14 protein-coding genes are annotated in these 16,362 nt (G+C 70.5%); 7 read left to right on the top strand and 7 right to left on the bottom strand.

Annotation, left to right across the window (positions count from 1 at the left end; all coding sequences use genetic code 11):
* Positions 1-30: 30 nt before the first annotated feature.
* The gene (gene dnaE / locus ACIP5M_RS31940; protein ID WP_401203296.1) at positions 31-3,573 is read right to left on the bottom strand and encodes a DNA polymerase III subunit alpha; all 3,543 of its coding nucleotides are present in this window, start codon (positions 3,571-3,573) and stop codon (positions 31-33) included.
* A 169-nt stretch (positions 3,574-3,742) separates the two neighbouring features.
* On the opposite strand from dnaE, the gene ACIP5M_RS31935 reads away from it, so the two are divergent.
* The 5 genes from ACIP5M_RS31935 to ACIP5M_RS31915 all read left to right on the top strand — a co-directional run bounded on the left by ACIP5M_RS31935 (position 3,743) and on the right by ACIP5M_RS31915 (position 9,595).
* The gene (locus ACIP5M_RS31935; RefSeq protein WP_401203287.1) at positions 3,743-5,068 is read left to right on the top strand and encodes a DUF2252 domain-containing protein; all 1,326 of its coding nucleotides are present in this window, start codon (positions 3,743-3,745) and stop codon (positions 5,066-5,068) included.
* A gap of 38 nt (positions 5,069-5,106) precedes the next feature.
* Positions 5,107-5,796 (top strand): hypothetical protein, encoded by a 690-nt coding sequence (locus tag ACIP5M_RS31930; protein ID WP_401203286.1) that lies wholly within the window; start codon positions 5,107-5,109, stop codon positions 5,794-5,796.
* Between the two features lie 48 nt (positions 5,797-5,844).
* Entirely contained in the window at positions 5,845-6,639 is a 795-nt protein-coding gene (locus ACIP5M_RS31925) for a DsbA family protein (protein WP_401203283.1), read from the top strand.
* Between the two features lie 106 nt (positions 6,640-6,745).
* On the top strand, positions 6,746-8,428 hold the full coding sequence (locus ACIP5M_RS31920; RefSeq protein WP_401203280.1) for an alkaline phosphatase D family protein: 1,683 nt from the start codon (positions 6,746-6,748) through the stop codon (positions 8,426-8,428).
* Positions 8,429-8,650: 222 nt separating this feature from the next.
* On the top strand, positions 8,651-9,595 hold the full coding sequence (locus tag ACIP5M_RS31915; protein WP_401203530.1) for a zinc metalloprotease: 945 nt from the start codon (positions 8,651-8,653) through the stop codon (positions 9,593-9,595).
* Between the two features lie 83 nt (positions 9,596-9,678).
* On the opposite strand, the gene ACIP5M_RS31910 is transcribed toward ACIP5M_RS31915, so the two are convergent.
* Entirely contained in the window at positions 9,679-10,257 is a 579-nt protein-coding gene (locus ACIP5M_RS31910; protein WP_401203277.1) for a dienelactone hydrolase family protein, read from the bottom strand.
* Between the two features lie 48 nt (positions 10,258-10,305).
* Between ACIP5M_RS31910 and ACIP5M_RS31905 the strand changes: the two genes are divergently transcribed.
* Complete coding sequence (locus tag ACIP5M_RS31905) at positions 10,306-11,349, top strand: mechanosensitive ion channel family protein (RefSeq protein WP_401203527.1); 1,044 nt, start codon at positions 10,306-10,308, stop codon at positions 11,347-11,349.
* Between the two features lie 12 nt (positions 11,350-11,361).
* On the opposite strand, the gene ACIP5M_RS31900 is transcribed toward ACIP5M_RS31905, so the two are convergent.
* Positions 11,362-11,943 carry a TetR/AcrR family transcriptional regulator gene (locus ACIP5M_RS31900; RefSeq protein ID WP_401203275.1) on the bottom strand — a complete coding sequence of 194 codons (582 nt, stop codon included), beginning with the start codon at positions 11,941-11,943 and terminating at the stop codon, positions 11,362-11,364.
* Between the two features lie 65 nt (positions 11,944-12,008).
* On the opposite strand from ACIP5M_RS31900, the gene ACIP5M_RS31895 reads away from it, so the two are divergent.
* A complete protein-coding gene (locus ACIP5M_RS31895) occupies positions 12,009-12,518 on the top strand; it encodes an SRPBCC family protein (RefSeq protein WP_401203272.1) in 510 nt (169 codons plus the stop codon).
* On the opposite strand, the gene ACIP5M_RS31890 is transcribed toward ACIP5M_RS31895, so the two are convergent.
* The 4 genes from ACIP5M_RS31890 to lspA all read right to left on the bottom strand — a co-directional run bounded on the left by ACIP5M_RS31890 (position 12,515) and on the right by lspA (position 16,282).
* Entirely contained in the window at positions 12,515-14,107 is a 1,593-nt protein-coding gene (locus ACIP5M_RS31890; protein WP_401203270.1) for a Na+/H+ antiporter, read from the bottom strand. The genes ACIP5M_RS31895 and ACIP5M_RS31890 overlap by 4 nt on opposite strands.
* Before the next feature lie 170 nt (positions 14,108-14,277).
* Entirely contained in the window at positions 14,278-14,742 is a 465-nt protein-coding gene (locus ACIP5M_RS31885) for a GNAT family N-acetyltransferase (protein ID WP_401203267.1), read from the bottom strand.
* Positions 14,739-15,680, bottom strand: a complete 942-nt coding sequence (locus tag ACIP5M_RS31880; protein WP_401203264.1) for an RluA family pseudouridine synthase — start codon at positions 15,678-15,680, stop codon at positions 14,739-14,741. Before ACIP5M_RS31880 ends, ACIP5M_RS31885 begins: the two co-directional genes overlap by 4 nt.
* Positions 15,681-15,721: 41 nt before the next feature.
* Positions 15,722-16,282 carry a signal peptidase II gene (lspA, locus tag ACIP5M_RS31875; RefSeq protein WP_401203261.1) on the bottom strand — a complete coding sequence of 187 codons (561 nt, stop codon included), beginning with the start codon at positions 16,280-16,282 and terminating at the stop codon, positions 15,722-15,724.
* Positions 16,283-16,362: the final 80 nt, after the last annotated feature.

Raw genomic sequence — 16,362 nt, 5'->3', positions numbered from 1 at the left:
CAGGCCCTTCCGCACGCGTACCCAGCGGCGTTATCCGGCCAGGCAGGACGGGCCGAGCAGCACCTTGAGGTCGCCGAAGAGCGCCGGGTCGGGCTGCACGCGGTGCCGGTCGAGGCGCAGCACGGTGGTGGTCCGCGGCCCCTGGAGCTTGATCCGCACCTCGGTGTTGCCCTTGTGGTGGCGCAGGATCTCGCCCAACCGGGTGACCATCGGCGGGGTCACCTTGACGGTGGGGATGGTGAGGACCACGGGTGCGTTCGTCCCGGCGGAGGAGAGGTCGGGGACCATCATCTCCATGGCGACCAGGCGGGGGACGTCCTCGCGCTTGTCGAGGCGGCCCTTGACGAAGACGACGGTGTCCTCGACCAGCTGGGTGGAGACGAGCTGGTAGGTGGCGGGGAAGAACATGCACTCGATGGAGCCGGCCAGGTCCTCGACGGTGGCGATGGCCCAGGCGTTGCCCTGCTTGGTCATCTTGCGCTGGAGGCCCGAGATGATGCCGCCGATGGTGACGACGGCGCCGTCGGAGTGCTCTCCCCCGGTCAGCTGGGAGATGCCGGCGTCCGTCTTGTCGGAGAGCACGTGCTCCAGGCCGAACAGCGGGTGGTCGGAGACGTAGAGGCCGAGCATCTCCCGCTCCTGGGCGAGGAGGTAGGACTTCTCCCACTCGACGTCGGAGAACTCGACGTCGAGGCCGAAGCCCGGCTCGTCGCTCGCGCCCTCGTCGCCCATTGCGCCGAAGAGGTCGAACTGTCCCTCGGCCTCCTTGCGCTTGACCGCGACCACGTTGTCGATCATCGACTCGTGGTGGGCGACCAGGCCCTTGCGGGTGTGGCCCATCTCGTCGAAGGCGCCGGCCTTGATCAGCGACTCGATGGTCCGCTTGTTGCAGACGACGGCCTCGACCTTGTCGAGGAAGTCGGGGAAGGAGGAGAACTTCCCCTTGGCCTTCCTGGTCTTGATGATCGACTCGACGACGTTCTGGCCGACGTTGCGCACCGCGGTGAGGCCGAAGAGGATCACGTCGTCGCCCTGGGCGGCGAAGTTCGGCTCGGACTCGTTCACGTTCGGCGGCAGGACCTTGATGCCCATGCGCCGGCACTCGTTCAGGTAGATCGCGGACTTGTCCTTGTCGTCCTTGACCGAGGTGAGCAGACCCGCCATGTACTCGGCCGGGAAGTTCGCCTTGAGGTAGGCGGTCCAGTAGGACACCAGGCCGTACGCGGCCGAGTGGGCCTTGTTGAAGGCGTAGCCGGCGAAGGGGACCAGGACGTCCCACAGGGCCTGGATGGCCTTGTCGCTGTAGCCGTTCTTCCGGGCGCCCGCCTGGAAGATGGTGAAGTTCTTCGCCAGTTCCTCGGGCTTCTTCTTGCCCATCACGCGGCGCAGGATGTCGGCCTCGCCGAGCGAGTACCCGGCGATGATCTGGGCGGCCTTCTGCACCTGCTCCTGGTAGACGATCAGGCCGTAGGTGACCGCGAGCACCTCTTCGAGGGGCTCCTCCAGCTCCGGGTGGATCGGGGTGATCTCCTGCTGCTTGTTCTTGCGCAGGGCGTAGTTCGTGTGCGAGTTCATGCCCATCGGGCCCGGCCGGTACAGGGCCGAGACGGCGGAGATGTCCTCGAAGTTGTCGGGCTTCATCAGGCGCAGCAGCGAGCGCATGGGGCCGCCGTCGAACTGGAAGACGCCGAGGGTGTCACCCCGGCCGAGGAGCTCGAAGGTCTTGGGGTCGTCGAGCGGCAGGGCCAGGAGATCGATGTCGATCCCCTTGTTGGCCTTCACCATCTTGACGGCGTCGTCCATGATCGTGAGGTTGCGCAGGCCGAGGAAGTCCATCTTCAGCAGGCCGAGCGACTCGCAGCTCGGGTAGTCCCACTGGGTGATGGTGACGCCGTCGGTGTGCCGCACCCAGACGGGTACGTGGTCGGTGATCGTCTCGCTGGACATGATCACGCCGGCGGCGTGCACGCCCATCTGGCGGACCAGGCCCTCCACACCGCGGGCGGTGTCGATGACCTTCTTCACGTCCGGCTCGTTCTCGTACATCCCGCGGATCTCGCCGGCCTCCCCGTAGCGGGGGTGCGAGGGGTCGAGGATGCCGGAGAGCGGGATGCCCTTGCCGAGGACGTCGGCGGGCATGGCCTTGGTGAGCCGGTCGCCCATGGCGTACGGGTAGCCCAGGACGCGCGCGGAGTCCTTGATCGCGTTCTTGGCCTTGATGGTGCCGTAGGTGCCGATCATGGCGACTTTGTCCTCGCCGTACTTCTCGGTCACGTACCGGATCACCTCGACGCGCCTGCGCTCGTCGAAGTCGATGTCGACATCGGGCATGGAGACGCGCTCGGGGTTCAGGAAGCGCTCGAAGATCAGACCGTGGGTGAGCGGGTCGAGGTCGGTGATGCCCATGGCGTAGGCGACGATCGAGCCGGCCGCGGAGCCTCGGCCCGGTCCCACCGCGATGCCCTGGTTCTTGGCCCACATGATGAAGTCGGCGACGACGAGGAAGTAGCCGGGGAAGCCCATCGAGATGATCGTGTCCATCTCGTACTCGGCCTGCTTCATCCGGTCTTCCGGAATGCCCCCGGGGTAGCGGCGGTGCATGCCGCGCATGGTCTCCTCGCGGAACCAGCTGACCTCGGTGTGGCCCTCCGGGATGTCGAACTTCGGCATCAGGTTCCGGAACTTGAACATGCCCTCGGTGTCGATCTGGTCCGCGACCAGCCGCGTGTTGGCACAGCCCTCCTGCCAGGCGTCCGAGGAGTCGATGGCGTACATCTCGTCCGTGGACTTCAGGTAGTAGCCGGTGCCGTCGAAGCGGAAGCGGTCCGGGTCCGAGAGGTTCTTGCCGGTCTGGATGCACAGCAGGGCGTCGTGGGCGGCGGCCTCGCTGGCGTACGTGTAGTGCGAGTCGTTCGTGACCAGCGGCGGGATGCCGAGCTTCTTGCCGATCTCCAGCAGCCCGTCGCGGACCCGGCGCTCGATCTCGATGCCGTGGTCCATCAGCTCCAGGAAGTAGCGGTCCTTGCCGAAGATGTCCTGGTACTCGGAGGCGGCCTTGAGGGCCTCGTCGAACTGGCCGAGGCGCAGCCTGGTCTGCAGCTCGCCGGAGGGGCAGCCGGTGGAGGCGATCAGGCCCTCCGACCACTTGGAGATGGTCTCCTTGTCCATGCGCGGCCACTTCGTGAGCCAGCCCTCCTTGTACGCGTCGGAGGACAGCCGGAAGAGGTTGTGCAGGCCGGTGGCGTTCGCCGCCCAGATCGTCTTGTGGGTGTAACCGCCGGAACCGGAGACGTCGTCGCGCTTCTGGTGCGGCTGGCCCCACTGGATGCGCCGCTTGTTGCGCCGGGACTCGGGGGCGACGTACGCCTCGATGCCGATGATCGGGGTGATTCCGGCCTTCTGGGCGCTGTGGAAGAAGTCGTAGGCCCCGTGCAGGTTGCCGTGGTCGGACATGGCGATGTGCGTCATGCCCATCTCGTTGCACGCGTTGAACATGTCCTTCAGCCGCGCGGCACCGTCCAGCAGCGAGTACTGGGTGTGGACGTGCAGGTGCGTGAACGGCGGCTTGGTCACGGTGGGAGTCCTCCGGCGGGGAGAGAGGGGCGGCAGCTACGAATCCTACGTCGACCGGGTGACAGATCACGGGCACCGACGGGTACGGTCATGCGTTGCAGAACCAAGGACGAGTGTCCGGAAAGCGATCTGCCCCAGATCGGCCCCGCACCACCAGGAGGCATCCGCGATGGCGGTTACCGAGACGACCGACGAACAGCGCGCCGAGCAGATACTCGACGTGTTCGACACCGCTTTCGGGGAGCTGCTCGCCGCCGACCCCGCCGCCTTCCAGGTCAAATTCCGCAAGATGGCGGCCTCGGCCTTCGCCTTCTACCGGGGCACGGCCTGCCTCTTCTACGCGGACCTGGAGCGCGACCGGCACGGCGGCCCGTACCTGGACGAGCGGACGGGCCGGGTGTGGATCCACGGCGATCTCCACGCGGAGAACTTCGGCACGTACATGGACTCCAACGGCCGGCTGGTCTTCAACGTCAACGACTTCGACGAGGCCTACGTCGGCCCCTTCACCTGGGACCTGAAGCGGTTCGCCGCCTCCGTCGCCCTGATCGGCTACACCAAGGCGCTCAGCGACGACCAGATCAGCGAGCTGGTACGGATCTTCGCCGGGGCCTACCGCGAGCGGATCCACGCCCTGGCCACGGGGGCGAAGAACGAGGACCTGCCCTCCTTCACCCTGGACACCGCCGAGGGCCCGCTGCTGGGGGCCCTGCGCGTCGCCCGCTCCCGCACCCGCTTCTCGCTCCTGGACTCGATGACGGAGATCCGGGACTTCGAGCGCCGCTTCGCGCCCGGGGCCGGGACCATCGAGCTGGACGCGGCCACCCGGTACAAGGTGCTGGCCGCCTTCGACGGGTACCTGGAGACCCTGCCCGACGAGTCCCTGGTCCGGCCCGACTCCTACCGGGTCAAGGACGTGGTGGGCCGCCGGGGCGTCGGCATCGGCTCCGCGGGCCTGCCCTCCTACAACATCCTGCTGGAGGGCCACAGCGACGCCCTGGAGAACGACGTCGTGATCTACCTCAAGCAGGCGCAGACTCCGGCGGTCTCCCGGCACATCACCGACCGGGCGGTGCGGGAGTACTTCCACCACGAGGGGCACCGCACGGTGATCTCCCAGCGCGCCCTCCAGGCCCACGCCGACCCGTGGCTCGGCTGGACGGAGCTGGACGGCGCCGGGCAGCTGGTGGCGGAGGTCTCCCCCTACGCGGTGGACCTGGACTGGTCGGACCTGGACGACCCGGAGGAGATCGCCGCGGTCGTCGCGGACCTGGGCCGGGCCACGGCGACCATGCACGGGGCGGCGGACGCCGACGAGAGCGGCCAGACGCTGGTCCCCTTCTCCACCGAGCGGGCCATCGACGCGGCGATCGCGGCCGACGAGGAGGGCTTCGCCCGGCTGCTGGTGGACTTCGCCCACGCCTACGGGGCCCGGGCCCGCGCCGACCACCAGATCTTCGTGGACCTCTTCCGCAACGGCCGGCTCACCCCCTAGGGCCTGCCTTCACAGGCAGTCGTGGCACACTCGCGGCGATGGACATATCAGGGGTGGGACTTCGAGGGCTGCGGGCCGCGCTGTTCAGCGCGCTCGTCGTGCTGCTCTCGGCCGGCTCGCACGTCCTGATGTCGCGGGTGCCGCTGCCGCCCGCCCTGGTCGTCGGTGCCTTCGGGGCCGTGTTCGCCCTCGCCTACGCGCTGGCGGGCCGCGAGCGGGGCTTCGGCCCGGTCGCCGGGCTGCTCGTGCCGCTGGAGCTGGCCGCCGACACCGTCTTCACCGCCGGGCAGCACGTCTGCTACGGCCCGGCGGGCGGCCCGGTCTCGGGCCCGCTGCGCGCCATGGGCCTGGACGCGCTGTGCGGCGGCACGCCGGTCGGCGCTCCGCTGACCGAGGTGCCCGGACCGGCCGCCGACGCGGCCGCGCTGCTGGCCTCGCCCGGGCCGTGGGCGCCCTGGCTGCTGCTCGCCGCCCACGTCGGGGTCGGGCTGCTCGCCGCCGCGTGGCTGAGCTCCGGCGAGCGGGCCCTGGGCCGGGTCCTGCGGGCGGTGGCCGCCTTCGCCTTCCGGCCGCTGCGGCTGGCCGTGGCAGTGGTGGCCGCGGCCGCGGAGCCGGTGCGGCGGGTGCTGCGGCCTGCTCTGCCGGGCACGGGGGCCCGTACGAGATTCCCCGCGCACTCCGTGGGACGGCGGGGACCTCCCGCGCTCGGCGCGCTCTCCCGCGCCTGACGCACGTACGGCAGTCCCCCCTTTCGTCCCCCTCCCACGGAGATCACCATGAGTGCACGCAACAGCCAGCAGAACAAGGCGGCCGCCCGCGAGAAGCTGCGCATCGAGCGCGAGAAGCAGGCCAAGAAGGACAAGGCACGCCGCCAGCTGATCGTCGGCGGCGCCGTCATCGCCGTCCTCGCGCTGGCCGGCGTCGTCGGATACGCCGTCGTCCAGGCCAACCAGCCCGGCCACTGGGAGAAGGCCGCCAAGGCCGAGCTGGTCAAGCCGAAGAACACCGAGGGCGAGGACGGCCTCACCGTCGTCATCGGCAAGGCCGAGGCGAAGAAGACCCTGGAGCTCTACGAGGACTCGCGCTGCCCCGCCTGCGCCCAGTTCGAGCAGGCGGCGGGCGAGCAGGTCAAGAAGGACGTGGACGCGGGCAAGTACAAGCTCCGCTACTTCGGCGCCACCTTCATCGACAACATGGCCAAGGGCGAGGGCTCGAAGAACGCGCTGAGCGCGCTCGGCGCGGCCCTGAACGTCAGCCCGCAGGCCTTCCTCGACTACAAGGCCGCGCTCTACTCCAAGGAGCTGCACCCCGAGGAGACCGTCGACAGCTTCGCCAAGGACGACTACCTGCTGAAGGTCGCGGACACGGTCCCGGCGCTCAAGGGCAACGCCGAGTTCAAGAAGGCCGTCGAGGACGGCACTTACGACCGGTGGGCGCTGGACATGTCCAAGGCCTTCAACAAGTCCGGTGTCACGGGCACGCCGACGCTGAAGATGGACGGCAAGAAGATCGACACCCCGCAGACCGCGGAGCAGTTCACGGCGGCGATCGACAAGGCACTCGCCGGCTGATTCCGGCCACACACCGTCGGCGGGCGGGCGAACTCCCGGAGTTCGCCCGCCCGTTGCCTTCAGAGGGATGTACCAACGGTCATACCCGCCAGTAATATGATCATCCGTGACCAGTCATCTCTCTCCTTCTCCCGAGCCTTCCGCGGGCGCCGCGACTCCACGCCGCCGTACGGTCGTCCTGGCCGCGGCCGCCACCGCCGCACTCGCCCCGATGACCGCGCTGGGCGCCCAGGCCGCCCACGCCGCCACCACCGCCACCGCCGCGCCGGCCTTCCTGCACGGCGTCGCCTCCGGCGATCCGCTCCCCGACGGGATCCTCCTGTGGACCCGCGTCACCCCGACCCCCGAGGCCGTGCCGGGCTCCGGCGCCGGCCCCGCCGTACAGGTGGACTGGGAGGTGGCCGGGGACAAGGCCTTCTCCCGCATCGTCGCCCGCGGCACCGTCACCGCGAGCGCCGCCACCGACCACACCGTGAAGGTGGACGTGCGCGGGCTCGAGCCGCACACCCCGTACTGGTACCGGTTCACGGCCGGCACCACGGTCTCCCCCGTCGGCCGCACCCTGACCACCCCGGCCCACGAGGCGAGCACCGCCGGCGTCCGCTTCGGCGTGGTCTCCTGCGCCAACTGGGAGTCCGGCTACTTCTCGGCCTACCGGCACCTGGCCGCCCGCAGCGACCTCGACGCGATCCTGCACCTGGGCGACTACATCTACGAGTACCAGTCCGGGGGTTACCCGGAGGCGAAGTACGTCGTACGGCCGCACGAGCCGAAGAACGAGATCGTCTCGCTCGCCGACTACCGCACCCGGCACGGCAAGTACAAGACGGACGCCGACCTCCAGGCGCTGCACCACTCGCACCCGGTCATCGCCATCTGGGACGACCACGAGTTCGCCAACGACGCCTGGGCGGGGGGCGCCGAGAACCACACGCCCGGCGCCGAGGGCGAGTGGGCGGCCCGTGCGGCCGCCGCCAAGCAGGCCTACTTCGAGTGGATGCCCGTACGCGCCTCCATCGCGGGCACCGTCTACCGGCGGCTGCGCTTCGGCACCCTCGCCGACCTGCACCTCCTCGACCTGCGCTCCTTCCGCTCGCAGCAGGCCAAGGTCGGCAGCGGCTCGGTGGACGACCCGGAGCGCACCATGACCGGGCGCGCCCAGCTGGACTGGCTCAAGTCCGGCCTCGCGGGCTCGGACGCGACCTGGAAGCTGGTCGGGACCTCGGTGATGATCTCGCCGGTGGCCTTCGGCTCGCTGCCCGCGCACCTGCTGGCGCCGCTCGCGAAGCTGCTCGGGCTGCCCGAGGGCGGCATAGCCGTGAACGTGGACCAGTGGGACGGGTACACCGACGACCGCAAGGAGCTGCTGGGCCACCTGCGGGACCGGAACATCCGGAACACCGTGTTCCTGACCGGCGACATCCACATGGCGTGGGCGAACGAGGTCCCGGTGAACATGGCCACCTACCCGGGCTCGGGCACGGCGGCCACCGAGTTCGTGGTCACCTCGGTGACCTCCGACAACCTCGACGACATCCTGCACGTGCCGGCGGACACCGCCTCGCTGGTCGCCGAGTCGGCCGTCAAGGCCGCCAACTGGCACGTGAAGTGGCTGGACATGGACGCGCACGGCTACGGCGTGCTCGACGTGACGGCCGAGCGGTCGCAGATGGACTACTACGTGGTGTCCGACAAGCGGAATCAGGACGCCTCGGCCGCGTGGACCCGCTCGTACCGCACGCTGAACGGTACGCAGAAGGTGGAACGGGCATACCAGCCGGTTCGCTGATTATCCGTCAATTCTCCTGTCTGAAGGGGTGCCTGGTGTAGACCAGGCGCCCCTTCGGCGTCAGAAGCAACAAATCTTTTACGTCAGATGCTTGACCTGTATATGACATGGACCCATAAGCTTCGCGCCAGTCGAGGAGATCCTTCGGCCGATAAACCCCCCACGCGAGGAGCACACGTGCGCGCAATTGCCCGCATATCCCCCCTTCTTCGCCGCCGCCTCATGGGCACGGCGGTACTGGCCGGAACCCTGGCGTTCACGCCGCTCGCCGCCCCCACGACGATCGCGGCCGCCAAGACCCCCGCCGAGGTCTGCGCCGAAGGGGCCACCGGGGCCGCCAACGCCCGTGTCGCCCGCCCCCAGGAGCAGCACGCGGCCGAGCCGAACGAGCTCACCGACACCCAGGCCAAGGCCATGGACGTCGACCTCAAGGCGAAGCTGGACAAGGCCCTCAAGAACCAGCCGCAGCGCAGCCTGCGCGCCGCCGAGGCCGTCACGAGCATCCCCGTGTACTTCCACGTGATCCACTCCGGCACCACCGGAAAGCTGTCGTCCACCCAGATCAACAGCCAGCTGGCGGTCCTCAACGCGGCCTACGGCGGCCAGGGCACCGGCAATGTGAACACCAACTTCCAGTTCACGCTGGCCGGGACCGACTACACGGACAACGCCACCTGGTACAACCTCACTTCCGGCTCGCAGGCCGAGAAGGACATGAAGAACACCCTGCGCCAGGGCGGCGCCGGCGCCCTGAACTTCTACACCGCCAACCTCGGCGGCGGCCTGCTCGGCTGGGCGACCTTCCCGACCTCCTACGCCTCCAGCCCCAAGATGGACGGCGTGGTCGTGCTCGACTCCTCGCTGCCCGGCGGCTCCGCCGCCAACTACAACGAGGGTGACACCGCGACCCACGAGGTCGGCCACTGGATGGGTCTGTACCACACCTTCCAGGGCGGCTGTAACGGCAACGGCGACTACGTCTCCGACACCCCGGCCGAGAAGAGCGCCGCCTTCGAGTGCCCGACCGGCCGGGACTCCTGCGCCAGCAAGACGGGCGTGGACCCGATCCACAACTTCATGGACTACACGTACGACTCCTGCATGTACCAGTTCACCCCCGGCCAGGTCGCCCGTATGACGAGCAGCTGGACCGCCTACCGCGGCTGAACCGCCCGATAAAGACGGGTCCGCTGACAGAAAAAAGGGGGGCACGGTCCGGCACTGGCCGGACCGTGCCCCGCACGCGCGTGCTACAGGCTGTCGAGGAAGCCCAGCGCGACCTTCCAGGCCTGCTCCGCGGCCTCGGCGTCGTAGTCGTCCAGATCCGGGTCGGTGAACAGGTGCCCGGCCCCCGGGTAGGTGTGGACCTCGACGTCGGCCCCGGCCCGCTGCATCCGCAGGTACCAGGCCGTCAGCCAGTCGTGCGTCTCGAAGGGGTCCGGGTCGGCGATGTGCAGCTGCACGGGCAGGTCGTCCACCGAGGCGCCGTCCTCCAGGTCCGCCGTCCCGTGCAGGAGCAGCAGGCCGCGCGCCTTCGCGTCGGCCATCGCCAGGTGCTGGGCGACGGAGCCGCCGAAGGAGAAGCCCGCGTAGACCAGGCCCTGGTCGGAGTGGGGAGCGGAGGCCAGGACCGCGCGCTTGAGCAGCTCGTCACGGCCGATCTCGTCCCGGTGGGCCATGCCCTCCTCGACGGTCTCGAAGGTGCGCCCCTCGAAGAGGTCCGGCACCTGGACCTGATGCCCGGCCGCGCGCAGCCGGTCGGCCGCCGCGTGCACCGCGGGCCGCAGCCCGTACGTCGAATGGAAAAGCATGATGTTCATGCCTCCCATCGTGCCAGTTTCGGCAGACCGCATCCGGTTACGTTCAATCCCATGGATATGGAGACCGTCCTGCGCCCCGTCGCGGTGATCGGCGGCTGTCTGGTGGTCACCCTGGTCGCCGGGTGGCTGCTGGACCAGCTGCTGCGCCGGGCCGACGCCCGGCACCCCGAGACCCCCCTGTGGGGCCTGTTGCGCCGCTGCCGCCTGCCGTTCCAGGTGGTGTTGTGCACCACGCTCCTCAGAGGCTCCTACCGCGCCACGCTCATCCTGCCCCAGCACGCCTTCGTCGTCGGCCGCCTCCTCACCCTGGTGCTGATAGCCTCCGCGGCCTGGCTCGCCGTGCACATCGCGACGGCCATAGTCGACTCCACGTACGCGCGCTACGCCGCCGTGGCCCGGGACGCCGCCCGGCTCCGCCGGGTCCGCACCCAGGTCACGCTGATCCAGCGGGTGGTCACGGCGGCGGTGGTCGTGGTCGCCGCCGCGGCCATGCTCCTGACCTTCCCGCCGATGCGCACGGTCGGCGCCTCGATGCTGGCCTCGGCGGGCGTCCTCGGCATCGTGGCGGGCATCGCGGCCCAGTCCTCGCTGGGAAACCTCTTCGCCGGCCTCCAGATCGCCTTCGGCGACACCGTCCGCATCGGCGACACCGTGGTGGTCGACAAGGAGTGGGGCACGGTGGAGGAGATCACCCTGACCTTCCTCACGGTCCGGACCTGGGACGAGCGCCGGATCACGATGCCTGTGTCGTATTTCACGAGCAAGCCGTACGAGAACTGGTCGCGCGGCGGTGCGCAGATGACCGGCACGGTCTTCTGGCACCTGGACCACAGCGCGCCCGTCGACCTGATGCGCGACCGGCTCGAGCAGATCCTGAAGGAGACTCCGGAGTGGGACGGCCGCGGCAGCGGCCTGGTGGTGACGGACACCACACCGCACACGGTGGAGGTCCGCGCGCTGGTGACGGCGAAGGACGCGGACGACCTGTGGACGGTCCGCTGCGCGGTCCGTGAGGGCCTGATCACCTGGCTGGTCGCCCACCACCCCTACGCCCTGCCTCGCGTCACCACCTCCGAGGCCGTACCCCGCCCGCGCCACTGACCCCGCTGGGGGCTAGTAGAGCAGTGCGGCCGCGCACTCCTCGGTGAGGTCCTCGGCGTGCGGCGGCAGCGGTTCGCCGGCCCGCAGATGGCGCCGGACCACCGACAGCGGCAGGTCGACGAGGGCCAGCGCGACGCGCTCACGGCCCTGGGCGCCCGTGACGCCGAGGGACGCGGCGAGGGCGCCGAGGGAGGCGTACACGCGCTCGTTGCCGGAGCCGGCCCGCCGGACGTGCTCCTCGGACCAGTCGGCGCGACCGAACTCGCCCGGGCCGTGGAGGAGCAGGGCGGCCTCCTGCGGGTGCGCGCGACTCCACGAGACGACGTGCCGGGCGGCCGCGCGGGCGGCCCGGCGCGGGTCGGGGTCGCTGTGGAGCGCGTCGAAGTAGCCGGTCTGGAACCGCTCGACGGTCCGCAGCCACACCTCGGCGAGCAGATCGGTACGCCCGGCGAAGCGGTGGTACATGGACCCGCTCGGGGCGCCGATCGCCTGGGCGACGGCGGACACGGTCACTCCGGACGGCCCGGCGGAGGCGGCCAGCCGGACCGCTGCGTCGAGGATCTGGTCGGTGTCGAACCGGGGTGGTCTCGCCATGAATCAGAGAGTACCCTCCAATTCAATTGGAGGAGATCCTCTAATTCAGGGGAAGGGAACGACGCATGGCCGTCTACAACGTGCACGAACGTCTGCTGGCCGCGAAGGGGAGCGAGGTGGGCGCGCTCGTCGACAGCCTGTCCGCCGGCCGGAAGGACCGCCTCTGGCCGGGCGAGCCCTGGCCCCGGATGCAGCTCGACCGCCCGCTGGCGGCGGGTGCGGCCGGCGGCCACGGCCCGATCCGCTACACGGTCACGGCGTACGTGCCCGGCACCTGGGTCCGGTTCACCTTCACCGGGCCGCGCGGGTTCCACGGCTTCCACGAGTTCGCCGTGCTCCCGGTGGACGAGGAGCGCACCGTCCTGCGGCACACCCTCGCGATGCGGACCACCGGGCTGGCCCGCCTGACCTGGCCCCTGCTCTGGCGCCCGCTGCACGACGCCCTGCTGGAGGAGAGCCTGGACCACGCGGAGCTCACCTGCACGAACGCCCTCGCCCACCCCGCCCGGCGGACCGCCTATGTCCGTCTGCTGCAGGCCCTGCTGCGCCGCCGGGGACCGTCGTCGAAGAGCTAGGGGCTGCGCAGACTGCGGACGTCGAGGTGCCGCAGCACCCGGTCCACGATCTCCGGGTCGGCGCCGGGTTCGCTGCGGGCCGCGAGGACCTCGTGGCGGGCGGCCGACATCATCTCGCGCTGGATCCGCTGGACGTCCCGGATCCGTTCCACCCGCTGCGCGTAGGCCTCCCGCCGTTCCTCGTCCACCATGTCGGGGCTGATGCGGGCCCCCACGTCGTACGCGCGCCGGTACAGCACCTCCACCAGGTCCTCCGGGAGCTGCTCCACCTCCTCGATCTCCTTCAGCCGCCGCTTCGCGGCCTTCGCGGCGCGGATCGCCAGCTGCCGCCGCGTCGCCCGCTCCACGTCCGTGTCCGCCTCCACGCCCAGCTTCCGTACCAGCCACGGCAGGGTCAGCCCCTGGAACAGCAGAGTCGCCATGATCACGGCGAAGGCGATGAAGACGATCTCGTCCCGCGCGGGGAACGGCTCGCCCCCTTCCGTCCGGAGCGGGATGGCCAGGGCCAGGGCCACCGAGGCCACGCCCCGCATCCCGGCCCACCACATCACCATGCTCTCCCGCCAGCTCAGCGGGATCTCCTCGTCGTAGTCGCGCCGCTTGTGCAGCTTCTTGGCGAGCCAGCCGGCCGGCAGCAGCCAGACCAGCCGCACCCCGACCACCACCCCGACGACGGCCGCGGCCCAGCCGGCCATCTCCCACTCCCGCCCCGCCGCCACACCGAAGACGTTGTGGAGCTCCAGCCCGATCAGCCCGAACGCCACCCCGGTGACCAGCATGTCGACGACCTCCCAGAAGGTGTGCCCGGCCAGCCTCCCCAGCACGTCGTCGGCGTCGGTCGCGTACTCGGCGAGGAACAGGGCCGTCGTCAGGACGGCCAGCACCCCCGACCCCTGGAACTCCTCGGCCATGACGTACGCGACGAACGGCACCAGCAGCGTCAGGCCGATCTGGAGCGTCGCGTCGTCGAGCCGCCCCATCAGCCGGTTCGCCGCCCAGCCGAGCGCGAGCCCGACGGCCACGGCCACCACCGCGGAGAGCACGAACTCCCCGAGCGCGTCGGGCCAGGAGAAACTGCCGCTGACGGCGGCGTCGACGGCGACGTGGTAGAGCACGATCGCCGTCACGTCGTTGAAGAGCCCCTCGCCCTCCAGGATCGACACCATCCGGCGGGGCAGCCCGAGCGAACCGGCCACGGCGGTGGCGGCAACGGGGTCGGGCGGCGCCACGAGCGCGCCGAGCGCGACGGCCGCGGCGAGCGGCAGCCCGGGCACGACGGAGTTGGCCACGGCGGCGACGGCGGCGGTCGTGACGAACACGAGCGCCACGGCCAGCAGCAGGATCGGCCGCAGGTTGGCGGCGAACTGCCGCCAGGAGGTGCGCTGCGCGGAGGCGTACAGCAAGGGCGGCAGCACGAGCGGCAGGATGTACTCGGGCGGGAAGTCGACGTTCGGCACGACCGGCACGAGCGCGAGCGCGACTCCCCCGAGGGTCATCAGGACGGGCGCGGGCAGCCCGAGCCGGTCCCCCAGCGGCACGGTGACGACGGCGCCGAGCAGCAGTACGAAGAGCAGAGCGAGCTGATCCACTCCCCCACCCTGCCGTATCCGTCGGCACTCGGCCCTGAGACACGTGGCGCGCGGCCCCGCGACGCCCAACCCCCTGGGGCTGCGCCCCGGGCCTCCATCCAGCCTCGCCGGCGTTTGAGGCGCGGGGTCCGGGCGGAGCCCCAGGAGCCCCGCAGGGCCGGGTGGCCCCGTTACGGCAGCGCGCGCCGCATCGCCCGGTGCGAGATGCCCGCGTCCTGGAACTCCGGGCCGTAGGCCACGTACCCGAGCCGCTCGTAGAAGCCGAGCGCATGCGTCTGGGCGCCCAGGTCCACCGCCGACAGGCCGAGCCGAAGCGCCTCCGCCTCGATCGCGCGGACCAGCGCCACGCCGACACCCAGCCCCCGGGCAGCCGACCGCACGGCCAGCCGCCCCAGCGAACCCACCGCCGGGTCGCCCGTCTTGGCCAGCGCCGGGGCCCCGTGGAGCAGCCGGCCGGTGCCCAGCGCGGAACCGTCCGGCCCCACCGCCAGCACGTGCACCGCGCCCGCGTCGTACGCGTCGTACTCGATCGACGCCGGGACGGACTGCTCGACCACGAAGACCTCGGACCGCACCGCGAAGCAGGCCGCCAGGTCGTCCTCGCCGACGGCGACCCGGACGGCGAAGGCCGTCACTCGCTCTCGGCGCGGATCACGTCCAGCGCGTGCTGGAGGTCCGCCGGGTAGGTGCTCTCGAACTCCACCCACTGCCCGTCCGACGGGTGCTCGAAGCCCAGCCGCACCGCGTGCAGCCACTGCCGGGTCAGCCCCAGCCGCTTCGCCACCGTCGGGTCGGCCCCGTAGGTCAGGTCGCCGACGCAAGGGTGCCGGTGCGCGGACATGTGCACGCGGATCTGGTGCGTACGCCCGGTCTCCAGCTTGATGTCGAGCAGCGAGGCGGCGCGGAAGGCCTCGATCAGGTCGTAGTGCGTGACGGACGCCTTGCCGTCTTGGGTCACGGCCCACTTGTAGTCCGCGCTGGGGTGCCGGCCGATCGGCGCGTCGATCGTGCCGCTCATCGGGTCGGGGTGGCCCTGCACGAGCGCGTGGTACCGCTTGTCCACGACCCGCTCGCGGAACTGGTTCTTCAGCGACGTGTAGGCGCGCTCCGACTTGGCGACGGCCATCAGGCCGGACGTGCCGACGTCGAGGCGGTGCACGATGCCCTGGCGCTCGGACGCGCCGGAGGTCGAGATCCGGTAGCCGGCGGCGGCGAGGCCGCCGATGACGGTGGTGCCGGTCCAGCCGGGGCTCGGGTGGGCGGCGACGCCCACCGGCTTCATGATGACCACGATGTCGTCGTCGTCGTGGACGATCTCCATGCCGGGGACGGGCTCGGCGACGACCTCGACCGGCCGCGGCGGCTCGGGCATCTCGACTTCGAGCCAGGCGCCGCCGTGCACACGCTCGGACTTCCCGACGACGCTGCCGTCGACCGACACCTTCCCCGCGGCCGCGAGGTCGGCCGCCTTCGTCCGGGAAAATCCGAACATACGGGCGATGGCGGCGTCGACGCGCTCGCCTTCAAGGCCTTCGGGTACGGGCAGGGTGCGGATCTCGGGAATCGTACTCACCTGTCGAGTATGCAGGACACGACAGAAGACCATTCCCGCGATCAGTCCTTGTGGACGGTCCCGTCCGGGTCCAGGCCCTTGAAGGACAGCAGGACGATCAGGATGCCGCCGCACACGATCGCCGAGTCGGCCAGGTTGAAGACGGCGAAGTGGGCCGGTGCGATGAAGTCCACGACCGCCCCCCGGAACACACCCGGCGAGCGGAAGATCCGGTCGGTCAGGTTGCCCAGCGCACCGCCCAGCAGCAGCCCGAGCGCGAGGGCCCAGGGCAGCGAGTACAGCTTGCGCGCGAGCCGCACGATCACCACGATCACGGTGGCCGCGATGCAGGTGAAGATGATCGTGAAGGCCTCGCCGAAGCCGAAGGCGGCGCCCGGGTTGCGGACCGCCTCGAACTTCAGCAGGTCGCCGATGATCTGGATCGGAGGCTGGTGCTCCAGCTTGGCCACGACCAGCATCTTGCTGCCGAGGTCCAGCAGGTAGGCGAGGACCGCCACGACGAGCAGCGCCACGATCCGCCGGCGCCCCTTGGGCTCGGCGGACTCCGGCTGGGTGTCGTCCCCGACCTCCGGCGTACCGATGATGCGCTCCGCCTCTGCCACGTCAGTCCCTCGAACTCGCTCGAACCAGGCTCCTCCTGGACCCTGACGAGACACGAGAGTACGTCAGGGTCCCCGTCCGC

It is taken from the genome of Streptomyces sp. NPDC088762 (genome assembly GCF_044750905.1).
Lineage (GTDB): Bacteria > Actinomycetota > Actinomycetes > Streptomycetales > Streptomycetaceae > Streptomyces.
This window is presented reverse-complemented; position numbering and strand designations above follow the sequence as displayed.

Excerpts from the sequence above, each read along its gene's own strand:
- ACIP5M_RS31895 (WP_401203272.1), top strand. The coding sequence starts at position 12,009 with ATGGCCGTCTACAACGTGCACGAACGTCTGCTGGCCGCGAAGGGGAGC.
- ACIP5M_RS31915 (WP_401203530.1), top strand. The coding sequence starts at position 8,651 with ATGGGCACGGCGGTACTGGCCGGAACCCTGGCGTTCACGCCGCTCGCC.
- ACIP5M_RS31905 (WP_401203527.1), top strand. The coding sequence starts at position 10,306 with ATGGAGACCGTCCTGCGCCCCGTCGCGGTGATCGGCGGCTGTCTGGTG.
- ACIP5M_RS31930 (WP_401203286.1), top strand. The coding sequence starts at position 5,107 with ATGGACATATCAGGGGTGGGACTTCGAGGGCTGCGGGCCGCGCTGTTC.
- ACIP5M_RS31900 (WP_401203275.1), bottom strand. The coding sequence starts at position 11,943 with ATGGCGAGACCACCCCGGTTCGACACCGACCAGATCCTCGACGCAGCG.
- ACIP5M_RS31910 (WP_401203277.1), bottom strand. The coding sequence starts at position 10,257 with ATGGGAGGCATGAACATCATGCTTTTCCATTCGACGTACGGGCTGCGG.
- ACIP5M_RS31925 (WP_401203283.1), top strand. The coding sequence starts at position 5,845 with ATGAGTGCACGCAACAGCCAGCAGAACAAGGCGGCCGCCCGCGAGAAG.
- ACIP5M_RS31935 (WP_401203287.1), top strand. The coding sequence starts at position 3,743 with ATGGCGGTTACCGAGACGACCGACGAACAGCGCGCCGAGCAGATACTC.